This is a genomic window from Variovorax sp. FG153 (assembly GCF_057809595.1).
This window is the reverse complement of record NZ_JBMDKG010000029.1, coordinates 57,988-72,729: the sequence shown is the minus strand read 5'-3', so window position 1 is coordinate 72,729 and position 14,742 is coordinate 57,988. Positions and strand designations below refer to the sequence as shown.

The following is a 14,742-nucleotide window of genomic DNA, read 5'->3' as shown; positions in this document are numbered from 1 at the left end:
CCTGGGGCAAGGCCTCAGAGCATAGCGCCATGAAGCCCTCCGAGATTCTCCTCCCAATGGGGTCTATCAAAAGACATGTCTTCAGAAGGAGCTAGTCCCCTGAATGACCGGACACGGTCTATTGCCCGACCCTTATGCAGAAATGAATGGCGGCAGCACTGAAGACTGCTGGCCGTCCTAAGCTGCTGACGTCGAGACTGACTACTTCCTCGGCTGACAGCAGACGCTGCAAAGCCTTAAAGCCGCTCAGCGGTGTGCCGACTGTTGATGCAACTCGCTCGCTTCACGCGCCAGCTCATAGGCCAACCAGATCACGTTGTTCAGATGCGTACCCCCCGCATCCTCACACCATCGGGTTCCGCCCCCATGGCTACACCAAAGCAGCGAGGTCAGTTGCTCCAGCTTGTTCTCCAGAAGATCCTCGGGCCTCGGGCCTGTGCAGGTGGGCACTGCCGCGTTGCGAGATACCGGCGTGCGACGCCGGGCCATAATCCGTCTAGCCATTTGTTGTGCTCCTTCTAACGGTTGTGCACGTCATGTGGTTAGACGGCCAGGGTGTGTCAGCACCTTGGCCGTCGCCTTTTGTGCCCCACGTTCGCCGCGATGCCCGATGCATCGACGGCCCGCCGCGAGGCCAAGCGGTTGATTCATTCATCCGTCCGTTCAGGGTGTCGTGTGTGCTGCCTTCCTTGCCCGCATTGCGGGTCGTTGGGGAAGAGGGGCATCTACTGTAGAGACTTACAGCGCGGAAAAGGTGGCCGAATGCAAACTCGGCGCGAAGTTGCTAAAGCGGCGTTGCCGTTGACTGTCGGAGGGTGTGTGGTTGCCGCCGGCATAGTGCAGCTCGAGGCGCTTGCCGCTCGGGCGTTGCTCCCCACTCGAGCGACGCCCATGAGGCGCTCAAGGGTCCCGACAATGACGATTTTTCCGATGCGGCAAGCGCGTTCTTGCCCCCCTGCTAGGAGCGAAGCGAAGGCAGTTTTAATGCCTCAACGTTATGTCCCTGCAGGATGAATTTTTCTCCGGCCCCGGTGGCGTGTTGGCCGGCCGAAAGCTTTTGAACGTCCATTCGTATGACAAAACCGGTTCGGTCTGAGAAGTTGACTTCATCGTCAACCTGTAAGAGATTGCCACGGGTCGACATCATTGCGACGTCGCGGGCTCTTGCTTTTCGACGGTCCACGTTCACTCGCCCGTGGCCTGCCAGAAATGTTTCGAGCCTGTTCATATCCTGCACGCCAGACTCGGGCCCCTCCAGCAATACACATGCTGTCGGCCGAAGCGTTTGAATCCACGACAGCATTCCATCGGTCGTTTTTGTGGCGCAATTCAAATACGCACTGGCGGTTGACCACTTTCTTTCGCTCCAGTCCGATTGCAAGATCGAGCCCCGAAATTTCCTGGGAAATCTCCTTTGCAGGGCCTCTCCAATGGATAGGTCACTTAGTTCTTCGGCAGGATAATGAAACGCGCCTGCCCAGCCGGTGTTTTCGTTATATCCGCCGATAAACGCGCATGTGTACAGATCGGACGTTCTCACTGTCACGCGGGCTTCGCCTCGCTCGTGCATCTCTTGAAGCCAAGATGGAGCTATGCCGCTCTTATCTTCAAACCAAGATTGAGCCATGACGCCCTGACCCATTTCTATATAGAAGGACGCCATAGGATTCATTCCGGTTGATTGAGAGCGTTGCAGCCTGACCTGCGGTTGCGAGCTATTCTCAGAATTGCATTCAGCAAAGGCAACTACCGAAATCTGTGGCCCGGCGCGCTTGTATCCGGAAAAGGAGGTGTCACCGCGGTTAGAACGCGGCAGTGCCGTCAGCTTGGTCAACCACACGGCCACGACGAGATCCACCAGCGCCCGTTATCGCCGAGCAGTGCGTAGCTGTTCGCATCGTCGTTCTCACGGAAGTGGAGTCTGCCAAGCGTGTGGACGGTGTGCTCAGGTTCGGCCTCGGAGGGCGCTGCAGTCAGCAGGTGGCGGTACTCGGGAGGCAGGCCTCAAGCGATCGTGGTGTCGACGACATTGTGATCCTCGATGTTTTGCCCGAGGAACTCGTGCTGCGTGATGTAGTGGGCCGAGACGATTCGGCCCGCAAGGTCTCTAGCCGTGAGGTGATCGACGACGGTGCAAAGGCGGGCCCTGCGACCGAGACGTGCGGGGTGGGGCCTGCGGATCGAGGCGATGGCTGCGACGTTGACGCGGGGGTAGATGAAGGTGTCGACGTTGTCGGGGCGTGGGATTGGCGCGGCGGTGATCGGGGGCGTACGCGTCTATCATTCGCGAACGACCGCTATCGGCGGTGGATTCAACCGGACATTGAATGATGGCCTTTCCAGATACGCATCCACGCATTGAGGCGGCCATCGGTCATCCGATACCAGCAGAGCACTCCGTGCACGGTTTGGCCGAACTTCCAGCGCAAATACTGGGTGACGCAGTGTTGGTCTATGAGCAATGCGGGTCACTACACGCGTTTGCCTATCTTTATCACGTCACTGATGCCGAATTCGGCCAAGTCAAAGAATTTTGCGCAGCGCAAGGCTGGTCTACCGACGTCGACGACTGACTCTTGACCAGGGCCCGCCAAGGGCCCAAAGCTGATCTAGCTGCGAGAACCGCGACCAGCCTGGAATTCACGCCGGCCCCGATCACGGGGGAGCCGGCTGTACCTGATGCCACAGGCTTGTGCGTCATTGCTGGCATCGTTCCTGAGCGGATACATCGGGCAAGCGACAGGATCTCAGGGTAAGGCGGTCATCTAACCTCCGGGTGGGGTATGCCGGGCCGCACCAGGTTCGTCATAGGCAACCAGTCGCGGCGGGGCCTCCAATGCGGGGGTGGCTGCACAGGCTGCCGGTGTACCGGATAACGGCAAGGCGCAAAGGCCCGCGATCGGGCCGGGCGCGTCGCCGTTGTCGGGTTCGGCACTTGCGTGACAGCAATCTCGGGGTATTTCCTCCATCGGGCGCGCTGCACGTGGCTAGAGTGCACTTCTCTGGAGGAGATCAAATGAAAGTTCTGGCCATCGCCGCGGGTGCGGCTGCAGTCCTGTGGTGCGGCGCATCGGCTGCTGATCCGATCGGCGCGTGCAAAGCCGCGTACATCGCGGAAGCGAAGGTCACCGCGGGCGGGAAGTACGTCGGCCCCAACAACGACACAACCGAGAGAGATGCACAACGGCAGTGCGAGTACGAGCGCTCGACAGATCCGAAGAAGTTCGCCGGCCGCTACGGTAGTGACACGCCTGCGTCGCCTGAGAAGACGAACTCCGACGGCAAGAAAGTGGGCGGCGGAGGAGGGGGCGGCGGCGGCAACAAGGGCGGTGGCACTGGCGGTGGCGGCTGCACTGGCGGCAAGTCCGTGGGCAGCAAGATGACTGCAAGTTCCTGTACCTGAGGCGTGAGGCGGCCATCGACGACGTCGGTGACGCCAACGTTGTCGGCGCGGGCAGCCAGCGTTGTCGTCGGCCTTCAGGGTGCTGGTACACCCTGGCCGTCGCCTTTCGTGCCCCACGTTCGCCGCGATGCCCTGTGCATCGCCAGCCCGCCGCGAGGCGAAGCGGTTGTGCCCTTCATCGATCCATTTCGGCCTTGGTATCTGCCTCCTTCCTTGCCCATATAGCGGGCCGTTGAGGGTGAGGGACATGCACTATACGGATTCACGGGGAAGAGAAGGTGGCCACGCGCGAAACCTGTGCGAAGTCACCGAAGTGGCCTGAAGGTCAGAGAGTTCGTCGCCGCCTCGCAACAAGCCGTTGACGAGCGCGTGCGCCGACCGATGCGCCGATGACAATCGGCCCGCGAGCAGACACCTGCCACGTGTGCTCGCCAAACCGGAATCTCTCCAGAACTCCAGGTATCCCCAAAGATGCGATCAGCTTTCTACGTCCTGATTTCCGCACTCGCTTCGACGGCCGCGATCGCGCAGCAACCGCCCGCCGATCTGCCGCCGCAGCAGGTTTCCCCATCGTTTCAAGATGCCAAGTCTCGCCCTACGGGTGTGCAAGCCCGTAGCGTGGTCGAACGGACCTATGCCTACTTCGCGGCGAAAGACTCGGGGCGCTTCGCGGACGCGTATTCAAACTTCTCCCCGAGTCAAAAGCAGACGGTGCCTTTCAACGGGTGGAAGACCCAGCTCGAGAGCTTCTATCGCACGGCCGGAAGCGTGCAGGGGAGAACGATCCAGAAGATCACCTGGTACAAGGATCCGCCGAACACCGCGCCTGGGGTCTATGCGGCGGTCGATTTCACCGGCCAGTTTCCCAATCTGAGCCTCTACTGCGGCTTCGTGGCATGGCGCCAGCAGGACGACGGGGCGCTCGAAATCGTTCGCGAGGAAGCGAATTCCATCGAGAAGTCGGTCGCGGAGAAGATGACGCCCGAGATGATGCAGCGCGCTCGAAGTCAGTTTCGATGTTAGGCATGCTGTTGCCTTGTCAGTCGTTCAAGATGATGTTTCTCGGTGCGGCCTAGATTGAAGCAAGGTGGTCCGAAGCAGCAGCAAGATGTGCACCGGCTGGAAGTGAACGACCCGTACGGTCATGAGATTCTGCAAGAGCAGCTGTTCGCTTTGTTGGTACGGCAGAAGAAACCCGCGACGTTACAACGCGAAAAAATACTCCGACTCGGTCCTTGCCAGCCTCTATTGGAGAACGTATGAGCAACCATTTTCAGCCGTCCGTCATGAGCGAAGTCGAAGCTGACTGGCTGCTTTCATTGCCCGTGAGCCGGCGCGTGTTGTTCTTGTCAGCACTGGGTCATGCACTCACTATCGCTGCCCGTGACACGTATGTTCCCCAAACCGAAGAGTTATCGAAGCCGCGACAACTCAGGCGCATCAATGAACTGCAGCATCGGATTCTCGCGTGCCAGTACGAACTGCTCACTGGACGAGAGAGCGAAAGCTTCCAGCGATCCATCGCGCAACTCGTTCTTGATCAACCCGAACGAGATTTCCGCGACCTCGTCGGGTGGGCATGGCGCGATGCGAAGAATCGCGACGCAGCCGGGGCATGATTGCTGGATTGGGCCCCGTGGGGCGCTACCCGGTCACGAGCGGCCAACTGCCTCAACCCGGGGGAATTCGACCGGCAGACCCAGGAGGGCAAAGCGAAGGCAAGACTGCAAGCCCCCAAGGTATACGAACAGCTGAAGATCGCCCCATCGCAGCCACGGCAGAATTCGACTCAAGGCGACCATCGAACCTCGGGGTCGGATTTCACTCCGCTCGTCACCTGAAGGCATGACAATCGGATTGCCACCGCTATGGGTCAAGCATCCCGATCTCCCTTGGGGGAGTTTGGGATGGCGCATGGGCTGGGGTGAGGTCTATTGGGAGGGTTGGAGAAGCTTCTTTCTGGCATTGGGCGAAGAGGACCGTCGGCGCTATAGAGAGGTTTGGCCAGAACCCGAACCCTGGCAGGGTCTGTATGCATTCATCGAGACCGGCGAGCCTCCGCTCTGGGTCGTCGAGCACAAGAGGAAACTGGCCGGCCCCTATCCTTTGCCGAGCACGGACGAGGCCCACATCTCCGAGTACTACCGAGTTGTCTGGCTGATCAGGCAGCACTTGATCGAGCTGAGCGGTCAAGAAGTGCATGCGCGAGTTTCTGAGTCCGTTCTCAAGCAGGCGGGTGGCGAAGACCATCTGGCTTTCTATGCCGAGCCGAATGGTTCATGGTGGCGTTTCTCCACGCTGAAGGCGGGAGGGTGGCTGCTGCAGAGACTTGCTGCTCCCCACGAGTCCCACGCTCCGGCGGAGCAGTGAGGTTCGATCGGTGCAGGTCCAGCTGTGCTTTGGCAGGAGTGAAGCTGCCGCGTTGGTGACGGCGACATGGCGTGCAGTGGGTCTTGCGATCGGCTTGCCCCGGCGCTCTCTGCCTCAGCCGGTGATTCGAACCCGCACCCGTACCACGTTGGACGAAAGCGCGCCTCGTTCGACATGCACCCGGTAGTCCGCATTCCTCTGGGGTAGGCGAAGTACCGCCATCAGGTCTAGGTCGAAGCGCACCTGTACCGTCATTCCGGAAACCTCGTGCGGCTGCCGGGACGGGCGCTGCATGGGATTGGGTATCTCGTTGTCCTGCGGTGTCGGCGCGGGAACGGGGCCGGCGTAGCGCTGGCCGGTGGTGCTGTTGACCGCAACAAGCCTCATCTCGGGCGGGGTGGGCACGACGATGGGCATGACTGCCAGCCCGCACACCCACACAACGGCGGTCTGGCCAGGCTTCGACCGGACCAGGGGAGGTGCCTCGATGACGATGCCTTGCCACCCCGGATCGCGAGGGGCGGCCGGCGCGCACGCCGATGTCTGGGACAACGGCATGCCCATGATGCCCAGGCATGTGGCTGCCAGAAGCCATCGGAGTCTCTCGTGCGATGTCACAGCGCGTCACTGTGCGCACGGCGACCGTCGTGCGCCAGTATCGAAAGTCACGCCGGCTTTTTGCCGCCTCGCTGCTGCCTGAGTCTCAACGTGAGCATTGGCTGTAGGTCGCCGTTTTCAGCTTCGAGCCCAAGCGATGAGCTTCCATACCGCGATTGCCGCCGACACGACGAGGAGGGCGAGGGAGACCAGTGATGTCGTGATCAGCGCGCTGCCATAGCCGGAAACGGGATCGTTGCACTGAAAGCCACCGAAGCCGAAGGCGCAGTAGCGCTCGTATATCGAGCTGGATGTGGCGAGAGCGACGGCCAGGATCACCGTTACCGCAATGCTTATCGTGGGGAATCGCTTTGCATTCATCGGTGTGTGGCGTCAGTGCTTTCTTGTACCTGGCGCGAGGAATGATCGCCGCATCGGAACCATCGGACAAGGCCAACCGTGGCGGAACTCGTGAGTCGCACAGAGGAATGACTTTAGGCACTGGGAGGCTCATAAAAAAGAAGCTAGCTTCGTTGGTGCCCGAGAGATGAGTGGGCTGCCTGCAGGTCTGCGGGGTGGCTACCGCCCATGTCCGATCTGGCGAGAACATCGAGCCCGCCTTGCGCATCGTCAAGAACAGTGAGGATGAGGAGCTGGACGCCGACCCCATGCCGCCGGCCCCTTCCGGCGACGGGCTTGTCCTGTCGATGGATTCGGTACGGTTGCAGACGCTGCCGCACGGCAACATGTCTTCGGCGATCAAGAGCATCGTTCTTTTTCTGGGGCTCATGCTGCTGGGGATCGCGGCGTGGTTCTGCTCGATGCTCGCCGACGCATTTCGGCAAGACACGGCCGACACGGCCTTCGTGCTCATCATGTCAGTATCGATCGCGGTGTTTGCGCTGATTGCCGTTGCCGCGCTGGTGCAGGCAGTGACCGCGCCCTATGCGTTTCCTACGCTCTTCAATCGGGCGACCGGCAAGGTCGTTCAGCTCAGGGGCAGAGAGCGCATCGAGGCGCCGTGGGCGCAACTGGTTCCCCAGGTGGACTCAATCACGGTCGGCGGCGCGCTGCGCTACCGTCTTTGCCTGAAGGGGCCAACGGAAGTCGGTGCCGCGCAGATGATCCTCGTGAGCAACGCAAACAACAGTCCCGCCGATTGCCTTGCGCACTACGAGTTTCTGCGCAGGTACATGGCCGGCGACTGGCAGTTGCTGCCGAAGGTCGAATGCCTGGAAAGCACCAGAAGGCCGCTGCTGCAGGAGTTCGGCAACAACCTGTGGACGCAGATGACGAACTATCGGCCATGGGATGAAAGATCCGTGCTGGGAAAGGTGCTGTCTTCGGGCGCGTTGCTGCTGATCTCGCTGCTCTGGTGGCCGATGCTGCTGCTGACGCTGATCGGCTCTCGTCTTGGAAGGCTGCCTCGCCTATCGGCGGCCGACCTGGGTATCTGTTCGGAGCCGCTACAAGACGTGGCGCAAGAACCTCTCCCGGTGAGCATCCACCTGCCGCCTGCATTGGGGAGCACGGAACGGGCGGTCTATGTCGCGATCGCAGCGATCTCCACGGCGGCGTGGTGCTGGCTTGGTGCGGGTGTACTGGAGAGAATCGCGGACATGGCCCGCGCGCTGTAAGGTACTCGACCCACTGTCCACGCCGAACATGAAAACTCGCAAGCTCCTCGAGACCGACCTGCCAGCGTTGCTCGATCTCTACCAGCACCTTCACGAGACGGACGATCCACGGCCCGCCCCGGTTGTCGTCGAAGCAGTCTGGCAAGAGATCCTGGCAAGTCGTCACTTCCACTACTTCGGTGGATTCGAGGGCGCCGAGTTGGTCTCCAGCTGCAATCTGACCTTGATTCCCAACCTCACGCGAGGCTGCAGGCCCTACGGCGTGATCGAGAACGTGGTGACGCATGCGGCGTACCGCGGCAGAGGTTACGCAAAGGCGTTGTTGGCTAAAGCGCTCGACACGGCCTGGTCCGCGGGCTGCTACAAGGTGATGCTGATGACCGGTCGCAAGGATGAGGCAACGTTGAAGTTCTACGAGTCGGCCGGCTTCGATCGGCACGGAAAGCAGGCCTTCATTGCGAAGCCTCCTGTGGGAGCGGCCTAGTCTTCTCGCGGAAAGTGCTGGTGACCGTCGCACGGGTCTGCGACTCCACCTAGGTCAGATTCAACCCGCCGTCCGACAGCAGCACCTCGCCAGTGAGGTAGTCCGAGGCAACCAGCATCGCAACGGCGTGCGCAATGTCATCCGGGCTGGCGGCCCGGCGCATGGGTGCACGTTCGCGCCACAGCTCCTGTGCGGCGGTCCAGTCGGCGGTGAGCGGCGTGTCGACCAGACCTGGCGCGACGGCGTTGACGCGAATGTCCGGCCCCAGCGACAGTGCGAGCAGGCGGGTCATGTGATTGAGTGCGGCCTTGCTGACCGCATAGGGAATGGATGCGCCCTTGGGGCGAACGCCTGCGTGCGAGCTGATGTTGACGACGCAGCCTGCGCGACGGCGCAGGGCGGCCTCGCGCAAGGCCGATTCGGCCAACGCCACCAGATGGAACGGCGCCACGACATTGACCTCATGGAGTGCGTGCCACACGGCGGAAGTGGCGGCGGCGAGGTCTGCATGCGGAATGACTTTGCTGATGCCGGCGTTGTTGACCAGCACGTCGAGTTGGCCCCACGCGGCGATGGCTTCGCCGACGAGCCGCACCCTGTCTGCTTCCGAGGAAAGGTCGGCTTGTACATAGATGGCCTGCTTCATCTCGGCAGCCATTGCGCGACCTGTCTCCGCGGAACTTCGAGAGTGAAGGACCACGGCGTAGCCCGCGTGATTCAGCTTGCGCGCGATGGCGGCACCGATGCCGGAAGTGGACCCTGTGACCAACGCGACACGGAGCGTGGGATCGGTTGTTGGATTGACGTTCATCTGGAAGCCTCAGTCTGGTTGCGATCGAATGCACCGCTGCCGCCGCTCGGAACGAGCGATGAATACGGCGATGCCCAATGAAAGCAGCGACGTGGTCGACATTGCCGCGAGCAGGGCGGTGCGTGGATGGGCTTCGTCGACGAACAGTCCGGCCGCAAAGGCGATGGCACCGGCGCCGATGGCCGTCATGGCCGAAGCCAGGCCCAGGGCGGTGCCGGCGAAGCCCGTGTGGATCGACAGCACCCGGCCGTTGGCCGCGGGCATCGTCAATCCGTTGCCGAGTCCAACGCACACGCAGGGGCCGAAGAACGCGAGCGGATGAGCAATCCCTAGCACCGCGAGCGCAACGGCCACCAGCAGGCCTGCGCAGGTCAACAGCCGCCCGGCAACGATGAACTGGATCGGCTGCCACCGTTGCCCGCAGCGCGCGAGCGTGAAGCTGCCGACGATGAAACCCGCGGGAACCAGCCCCATGTAGGCGCCGACCATCGCCGCGGAGGTGCCATAGGCCTGCATGGCCACGGCGGGTGCGCCGCCGATGAAGACATAGAGGGTGCCGATGGAAGAGGCCATGCAGAGTCCGTAGGCCCAAAGCTGCGCGGAGCGAAGCAACTGGCCATAGCCGCCGAGCTGCTTCGACATCGCCGTGGAGCGATGGTGGTGGGTCTCCGGCAGATAGCGCAATGCCAGGCCGAGCGCCGCGATGCCCATGAACGCGAAAGCAGCGAAGTTCGCGCGCCAGCCGAGCCAGCTGTCGATCACGCCACCTGCGGAAGGGCCGAGCATCGGGGCGATCGCCCAGGCGGATGAGACATAGCCGATCTGGCTGACCATCCGTTCGCCCGCCGTGTCGCGAATCGCGGCCAGCGACATGGCGTATCCGGCAATGGCGCTGCCCTGCAGCAGCCTGCAGGCCAGGAACGCCTCGATGCTGCGCGCGAAGAAGCATCCGATGGAACCGATCACGAAGACGAGCAACGCGACCAGCAGCACGGGCCGGCGCCCGAACCTGTCGGACAGTGCGCCGGCGATCAGATGCGTCAACGCGGTGACGACGGCGTAGCCGGCCACGGCGACATTGACCGTCGCGAACTCGGCGTCGAACTCCTTCGCGATGCTCGGCAAGGAAGGAACGAACATGTTCAGCGGAAGAACGCCGAGCGCCGACAGGGCGATCAGCAGCCAGAGGGGTGAGGCGTTTCGACGATGAGGGGGCACGGGGCAACTCCTTTGCGCGCATTCCTCTTGCGGGGATGCGGTGACCTGACAACAAGAGCCATCCGTCGAGGATGGGTACGTGGTGGCTCTCGTCGGGTCAACAGGAGCTGGGGGTCATCGGGCCTTTGGGGCGGGATGAGGGTGCGTGCGATTGCTACGCGGCGAGTTTGTGGGCTCGGCGGGATGGACTCTACACGATGCCGAGGCATCCATCAGGTTCAAAGCTCTGCATCGAGGTCAGGAAACCAACCACGGCGCCCGAGTCCTTCGACCTGCAACTCGAGGCTGGGCATCTTCGACTTCTTCGGTTTCTGCAAGAAAGCTCGGCTCACCAGAGGCAGTTGGAGGGCGAGCTCCAGTCCATGGTGGCCGAATTTCGTCGGGCAAGAGTTCGACCGTCTCGATTTTTACTCGGTGCACTGGATTTTTGCATGCGCTCGCCCAGATGGCCTGAGGTCTTGCTCGCGACGCAGCGCGAGCACCGTAAGTTATTTGCACCGAGGTAAGTCAATTTTTGCATGACGCCTGATGGATGCTTACCCGTCCGATTGGAGTGAAAGGTACTCTCGCGCGTATTACCCCGATCTGAAATAGGAAGGCAGTGCGATATCAACCCAGGGCTGAGGATATCTATTTAGCGTGAGGATTGGCACTCGGCCGGTTGTCGGCCTGGAGGCACATCACCCAACTTGCAATGCCACGCAAAATTGCCTTGCGTATCTATAGTAGGCTCCAGGAAGATCGTGCGCGTGATCGACGGACCCCTTCCCATCAGGACCAACTTCAGAATCCCCGTCTCGGAGTTGACCCGGATGCTTTCCACAGGCTCGGGCAAGGGAGCATTGAATCCAGCAACCGTCAAGTTGAGGGGGTACTCTTTGTGCTCTTGGAAGTAGGATTCGATTGTTCGAGATGCCGCCTTTCCGTGCGCTATTGCAACGCTCGCATCGGAGCGAGCTTTCGAATTAGAGATTCCCTCGGAATTGAATTCAGAAATCAAGGGGCCGGCAAGTCGGAAGAGGGCCGATATCGCAAAGAACCCGCACACCCATCTGATCCAGGTTCTTGAGTGCCGGGGGGCTGCCGTTTGGTCGTTCACATGTTCTCCTTTCGCCAGAATTTTCAATCAGAAGAGAGGGTCATCTCTGTTCGCGAATGCTCTTCTGCTTCATCTCCAACCCGAGCTTCCCATAGCAAAGATCCGCGCTCGACGGCGGATTGGACTCGGAGCCGCCTAGGGCTACAACGAGTGGTGATCTGCTGCGGCTGGATGTCTCTGAAAGAGTAGCTGAGCGGGCATGCGTAGCACTTGGTCGCATGGCTGCTTTTGCCATCGACGGTCGGCAGTTGTTCGAGCGTTTCTTTAGCCGTGAATATCATTGCTCGCCCGCCTCGGCCCGTTTCGTAGCGGCACTTTCTTTTGTCTCCAAGCGAAAGCTCACGCCGCACTTGAGGCATTTCTTTGGGTTGAGGGCAACGTATTGAGAGGCTTCTACTTGGTACGTTATGAGCGACACACGCGTTGCCATTGGAGTCGCGCCGCAACGGGGGCACTTGTACCTGAACATCCTGACAAGCGCGTACAGCACAAGCGTGAAGGATGGAATCGCAAGGAGTTCCGGTGGCGGTTTCAGCTTGAACACATTCAACACAATCGCGGCAACGATGCTAAAGAGAAGAATCAATCCGAACGCGACAAGAATGTGCCGCCGCCGATTCCGGAAGTCTTGATATTCATCCGGCGACAGCGGACCCAGAGTGCTCAGGTCCTTGCGCGGGTGATAGCGGCGACGAATCATGACGTGACTTGTTCAGCGAGAAGGCGATGCAGGTATACCAGCTTTGCGGTGAGCCCGGTCCCGCAATTGCGACGCCTTGCCGCAGCGAACGATGACCGGCGTTGCGGCGTCTACACAACGCTTCCGTTGCTGCGTCGCGATGCTGGTGTTAGCCTCCGTATCCCCAAAATTGACCCAATGCACCGCGGCTCGATGATCGACCGCATGAAAACCGTGAAGCAGTTCCCGACCACCCAACACGCACCGAAGACCCGCGAAGCCGCGGCTGTCTCGCTGCGCGCCGAATTCGCAGAACTGCTTTCCTAGAGCCTTTCATACCTGGAGGCTCGGCCTCCGTGTTCCACAAGACCCGGTAGGCCTCGAGCCACCGGGTTTTTTGTTTTTCGCCTGCCCCTTTTGGAGATTTGGACATGAGCCTCGAACGAGAACGTCTTCCTTCCGCCGCATTCGCTGCCGGTGCGGCGTCGTGCGTCGAATCCGTGGAGTGGTTCGTGTAGAGCTTCCAGGCCCTCGTGTGCCTGGAGGTCCATCCTTCAGGCCGAAATGAAAGCCTGTCGGGTGGTCCACCCCGGCAGGCTTTTTTTTCGCCCGCATCGCGGGCATCGCGAGTTTGGTGCGCGCGCACCGACAACCCGCCGAGCGTTTCGCCTGGCCAGCGGATCGCATCGGCTTTTCAACGCTGAAACTGGAGAAAAATGATGAACAACAAGGTTCATGTGAATGTCGGAACCATCGGTCACGTCGACCATGGCAAGACGACCCTGACGGCTGCGCTCACCTTCGTGCAGGCCGCTCGCATCGGCGGCCGTGCGCTGTCCTATGGGCAGATCGACAACGCGAAGGAAGAGCGCGAGCGCGGCATCACGATCAATACCTCGCACGTCGAGTACGAGTCGGACAGCCGCCACTACGCGCACATCGACTGCCCCGGGCATGCCGACTACATCAAGAACATGATCACCGGCGCCTCGCAGATGGACGGCGCGATCCTGCTGGTGGACGGCACCGAAGGCGCCGCGCGGCAGACCATCGAGCATGTGCTGCTGGCGCGCCAGGTGAACGTCGGCCACATGGTGGTGTTCGTGAACAAGATGGACCTGGTGGCTGCGAGCGACCGCGCGGAAATCGAGCAACTGATCGAGATGGAGATCGGCGCGCTGCTGGCAGCGCACGGCTACGACGATGCCCGCTTCGTCTTCGGCAGCGCGCTGAAGGCGCTGGCCGCCGCCGAACGCGGCGACCTCGAGGGTGCCGACGTGCAATGCATCGTCGAGCTCGTGAACGCGCTGGACTCGCGCATTCCGGATCCGGTGCGCGACTACGCCGCGCCGTTCATGATGCCCGTCGAAGGCGTGCACACCATCACGGGCCGCGGCACCGTGATCAGCGGCCGTGTCGAACGCGGCGTGATCCGCGTGGGCGACAGCCTGGAGATCGTCGGGCTCAGCTCGGCGGGCGACGAGAAGGTGGTCGTCACCGGCGTGCAGTCCTTCCACAAGGACGTCGCCGAGGGGCGTGCCGGCATGAACGTCGGGCTGCTGCTGCGCGGGGTCAAGCGCGACGATGTCGTGCGAGGCCAGGTGGTCGTGAAGCCCGGTGCGCTGAAGCCGTACCGGACGGGGCGTGCGCAGGTCTTCGTGCTGAGCAAGGACGAAGGCGGTCGTCATACGCCGTTCGGTTCGGGCTACCAGCCGCAGTTCTTCTTCGGCACGACCGACGTGACGGGTGTGATCCGCGTCGACACCGAAACCGGCCTGGTCGAGCCGGGCGCGCAGGCGCAGATCGGTTTCGAGCTGAACAAGCCCGTGGCGATCGAGAACGGCATGCGGTTCGCGATGCGCGAAGGCGGCAAGACCGTCGGCGCGGGGATCGTGACCGAGGTGCTGGGCTGAAAGGCTGAGGCCTGTTTTCCCCTGTCGTCCGCTTGGCGGGCGGCAGGGGTTTTTTATTTGTGCGCGCGTTGCGCCGCGCCTACCCGAGCTGCTCCGCCAGCCCGACGATGATGCCCTCGGGCCCGCGAATGTAGGCAAGCCGGTACGACTCCCCGTACTGCATCTGTCCGATGATTTCCGCACCGTGGGCCTTCATGCGCGCGACGACATCGTCGAGGCCTTCGACGGCGAACATCACGCGGCGAAGACCCAGGGCGTTCACGGGCGTTTCGACGGGCCCGAACCGCACGGCCTCCGGCGTGTGGAACTTGTCGAGCTCGATGCCTTGCCCATCGGGCGTGCGCAGCATCGCGATGGTGGATTTCACGTTGCCGAGCCCGACGAGCTTGCCGACGTCGGGCCCCTCCACCGTGGTCTGGCCTTCGAGAGCGAGGCCCAGTTCGATGAAGAACGCCTTCACGGCTTCGAGATCGTCGACGACGATCAGGACGTTGTCCATTCGCTTGATGGTCATGGCTGGGGTTCCTTTGG

Annotated in this window: 17 protein-coding genes; 9 read left to right on the top strand and 8 right to left on the bottom strand. The window is 61.6% G+C overall.

Going from position 1 to position 14,742, the window contains the following annotated elements:
* Positions 1 to 958 precede the first annotated feature (958 nt).
* Positions 959 to 1,858, bottom strand: coding sequence for a hypothetical protein (locus tag ACODT0_RS26870; RefSeq protein WP_489042743.1), 900 nt, complete (start codon positions 1,856 to 1,858; stop codon positions 959 to 961).
* Between the two features lie 469 nt (positions 1,859 to 2,327).
* Between ACODT0_RS26870 and ACODT0_RS26865 the strand changes: the two genes are divergently transcribed.
* The 5 genes from ACODT0_RS26865 (at position 2,328) to ACODT0_RS26845 (ending at position 5,773) form a co-directional block, all read left to right on the top strand.
* Positions 2,328 to 2,573, top strand: coding sequence for a hypothetical protein (locus tag ACODT0_RS26865; protein ID WP_489042742.1), 246 nt, complete (start codon positions 2,328 to 2,330; stop codon positions 2,571 to 2,573).
* Between the two features lie 443 nt (positions 2,574 to 3,016).
* A complete protein-coding gene (locus ACODT0_RS26860) occupies positions 3,017 to 3,403 on the top strand; it encodes a hypothetical protein (RefSeq protein ID WP_489042741.1) in 387 nt (128 codons plus the stop codon).
* Positions 3,404 to 3,874: 471 nt separating this feature from the next.
* Complete coding sequence (locus ACODT0_RS26855; protein WP_489042740.1) at positions 3,875 to 4,426, top strand: DUF4019 domain-containing protein; 552 nt, start codon at positions 3,875 to 3,877, stop codon at positions 4,424 to 4,426.
* Between the two features lie 236 nt (positions 4,427 to 4,662).
* Positions 4,663 to 5,022: a hypothetical protein gene (locus ACODT0_RS26850; RefSeq protein ID WP_489042739.1), complete on the top strand. Its 360-nt coding sequence runs from the start codon at positions 4,663 to 4,665 to the stop codon at positions 5,020 to 5,022.
* Between the two features lie 226 nt (positions 5,023 to 5,248).
* Positions 5,249 to 5,773: a hypothetical protein gene (locus ACODT0_RS26845; protein WP_489042738.1), complete on the top strand. Its 525-nt coding sequence runs from the start codon at positions 5,249 to 5,251 to the stop codon at positions 5,771 to 5,773.
* Between the two features lie 114 nt (positions 5,774 to 5,887).
* Here ACODT0_RS26845 and ACODT0_RS26840 read toward each other — a convergent pair whose 3' ends face one another.
* Together ACODT0_RS26840 and ACODT0_RS26835 are read right to left on the bottom strand one after the other, a co-directional pair.
* Complete coding sequence (locus tag ACODT0_RS26840) at positions 5,888 to 6,190, bottom strand: hypothetical protein (protein ID WP_489042737.1); 303 nt, start codon at positions 6,188 to 6,190, stop codon at positions 5,888 to 5,890.
* A gap of 318 nt (positions 6,191 to 6,508) precedes the next feature.
* Positions 6,509 to 6,751 carry a hypothetical protein gene (locus ACODT0_RS26835; protein ID WP_489042736.1) on the bottom strand — a complete coding sequence of 81 codons (243 nt, stop codon included), beginning with the start codon at positions 6,749 to 6,751 and terminating at the stop codon, positions 6,509 to 6,511.
* Positions 6,752 to 6,990: 239 nt separating this feature from the next.
* Here ACODT0_RS26835 and ACODT0_RS26830 point away from each other — a divergent pair, with 239 nt between their 5' ends.
* Both ACODT0_RS26830 and ACODT0_RS26825 read left to right on the top strand, forming a co-directional pair.
* Entirely contained in the window at positions 6,991 to 8,007 is a 1,017-nt protein-coding gene (locus ACODT0_RS26830; protein WP_489042735.1) for a hypothetical protein, read from the top strand.
* A 28-nt stretch (positions 8,008 to 8,035) separates the two neighbouring features.
* Positions 8,036 to 8,491: a GNAT family N-acetyltransferase gene (locus ACODT0_RS26825; RefSeq protein WP_489042734.1), complete on the top strand. Its 456-nt coding sequence runs from the start codon at positions 8,036 to 8,038 to the stop codon at positions 8,489 to 8,491.
* A 49-nt stretch (positions 8,492 to 8,540) separates the two neighbouring features.
* On the opposite strand, the gene ACODT0_RS26820 is transcribed toward ACODT0_RS26825, so the two are convergent.
* The 4 genes from ACODT0_RS26820 to ACODT0_RS26805 all read right to left on the bottom strand — a co-directional run bounded on the left by ACODT0_RS26820 (position 8,541) and on the right by ACODT0_RS26805 (position 12,319).
* On the bottom strand, positions 8,541 to 9,302 hold the full coding sequence (locus ACODT0_RS26820; RefSeq protein ID WP_489042733.1) for an SDR family NAD(P)-dependent oxidoreductase: 762 nt from the start codon (positions 9,300 to 9,302) through the stop codon (positions 8,541 to 8,543).
* A 9-nt stretch (positions 9,303 to 9,311) separates the two neighbouring features.
* Positions 9,312 to 10,520, bottom strand: coding sequence for a Bcr/CflA family efflux MFS transporter (locus ACODT0_RS26815; protein ID WP_489042732.1), 1,209 nt, complete (start codon positions 10,518 to 10,520; stop codon positions 9,312 to 9,314).
* Between the two features lie 634 nt (positions 10,521 to 11,154).
* Positions 11,155 to 11,568, bottom strand: coding sequence for a pilin (locus ACODT0_RS26810; RefSeq protein ID WP_489042766.1), 414 nt, complete (start codon positions 11,566 to 11,568; stop codon positions 11,155 to 11,157).
* Positions 11,569 to 11,896: 328 nt separating this feature from the next.
* On the bottom strand, positions 11,897 to 12,319 hold the full coding sequence (locus ACODT0_RS26805; protein ID WP_489042731.1) for a hypothetical protein: 423 nt from the start codon (positions 12,317 to 12,319) through the stop codon (positions 11,897 to 11,899).
* A 177-nt stretch (positions 12,320 to 12,496) separates the two neighbouring features.
* Between ACODT0_RS26805 and ACODT0_RS26800 the strand changes: the two genes are divergently transcribed.
* Both ACODT0_RS26800 and tuf read left to right on the top strand, forming a co-directional pair.
* Positions 12,497 to 12,625, top strand: a complete 129-nt coding sequence (locus tag ACODT0_RS26800; RefSeq protein ID WP_296734805.1) for a hypothetical protein — start codon at positions 12,497 to 12,499, stop codon at positions 12,623 to 12,625.
* Positions 12,626 to 13,014: 389 nt separating this feature from the next.
* Positions 13,015 to 14,211 (top strand): elongation factor Tu, encoded by a 1,197-nt coding sequence (gene tuf / locus ACODT0_RS26795; RefSeq protein ID WP_489042730.1) that lies wholly within the window; start codon positions 13,015 to 13,017, stop codon positions 14,209 to 14,211.
* A 79-nt stretch (positions 14,212 to 14,290) separates the two neighbouring features.
* Here the strand turns inward: tuf and ACODT0_RS26790 are convergent, their stop codons facing one another.
* Entirely contained in the window at positions 14,291 to 14,725 is a 435-nt protein-coding gene (locus ACODT0_RS26790; RefSeq protein WP_489042729.1) for a VOC family protein, read from the bottom strand.
* Positions 14,726 to 14,742: the final 17 nt, after the last annotated feature.

Bases quoted from the DNA above. Each gene is read 5' to 3' on its own strand.
- ACODT0_RS26865 (WP_489042742.1), top strand. From the start codon at position 2,328: ATGATGGCCTTTCCAGATACGCATCCACGCATTGAGGCGGCCATCGGT.
- ACODT0_RS26860 (WP_489042741.1), top strand. From the start codon at position 3,017: ATGAAAGTTCTGGCCATCGCCGCGGGTGCGGCTGCAGTCCTGTGGTGC.
- ACODT0_RS26855 (WP_489042740.1), top strand. From the start codon at position 3,875: ATGCGATCAGCTTTCTACGTCCTGATTTCCGCACTCGCTTCGACGGCC.
- ACODT0_RS26850 (WP_489042739.1), top strand. From the start codon at position 4,663: ATGAGCAACCATTTTCAGCCGTCCGTCATGAGCGAAGTCGAAGCTGAC.
- ACODT0_RS26845 (WP_489042738.1), top strand. From the start codon at position 5,249: ATGACAATCGGATTGCCACCGCTATGGGTCAAGCATCCCGATCTCCCT.
- ACODT0_RS26840 (WP_489042737.1), bottom strand. From the start codon at position 6,190: ATGCCCATCGTCGTGCCCACCCCGCCCGAGATGAGGCTTGTTGCGGTC.
- ACODT0_RS26835 (WP_489042736.1), bottom strand. From the start codon at position 6,751: ATGAATGCAAAGCGATTCCCCACGATAAGCATTGCGGTAACGGTGATC.
- ACODT0_RS26825 (WP_489042734.1), top strand. From the start codon at position 8,036: ATGAAAACTCGCAAGCTCCTCGAGACCGACCTGCCAGCGTTGCTCGAT.
- ACODT0_RS26820 (WP_489042733.1), bottom strand. From the start codon at position 9,302: ATGAACGTCAATCCAACAACCGATCCCACGCTCCGTGTCGCGTTGGTC.
- ACODT0_RS26805 (WP_489042731.1), bottom strand. From the start codon at position 12,319: ATGATTCGTCGCCGCTATCACCCGCGCAAGGACCTGAGCACTCTGGGT.
- ACODT0_RS26800 (WP_296734805.1), top strand. From the start codon at position 12,497: ATGCACCGCGGCTCGATGATCGACCGCATGAAAACCGTGAAGCAGTTC.
- tuf (WP_489042730.1), top strand. From the start codon at position 13,015: ATGATGAACAACAAGGTTCATGTGAATGTCGGAACCATCGGTCACGTC.
- ACODT0_RS26790 (WP_489042729.1), bottom strand. From the start codon at position 14,725: ATGACCATCAAGCGAATGGACAACGTCCTGATCGTCGTCGACGATCTC.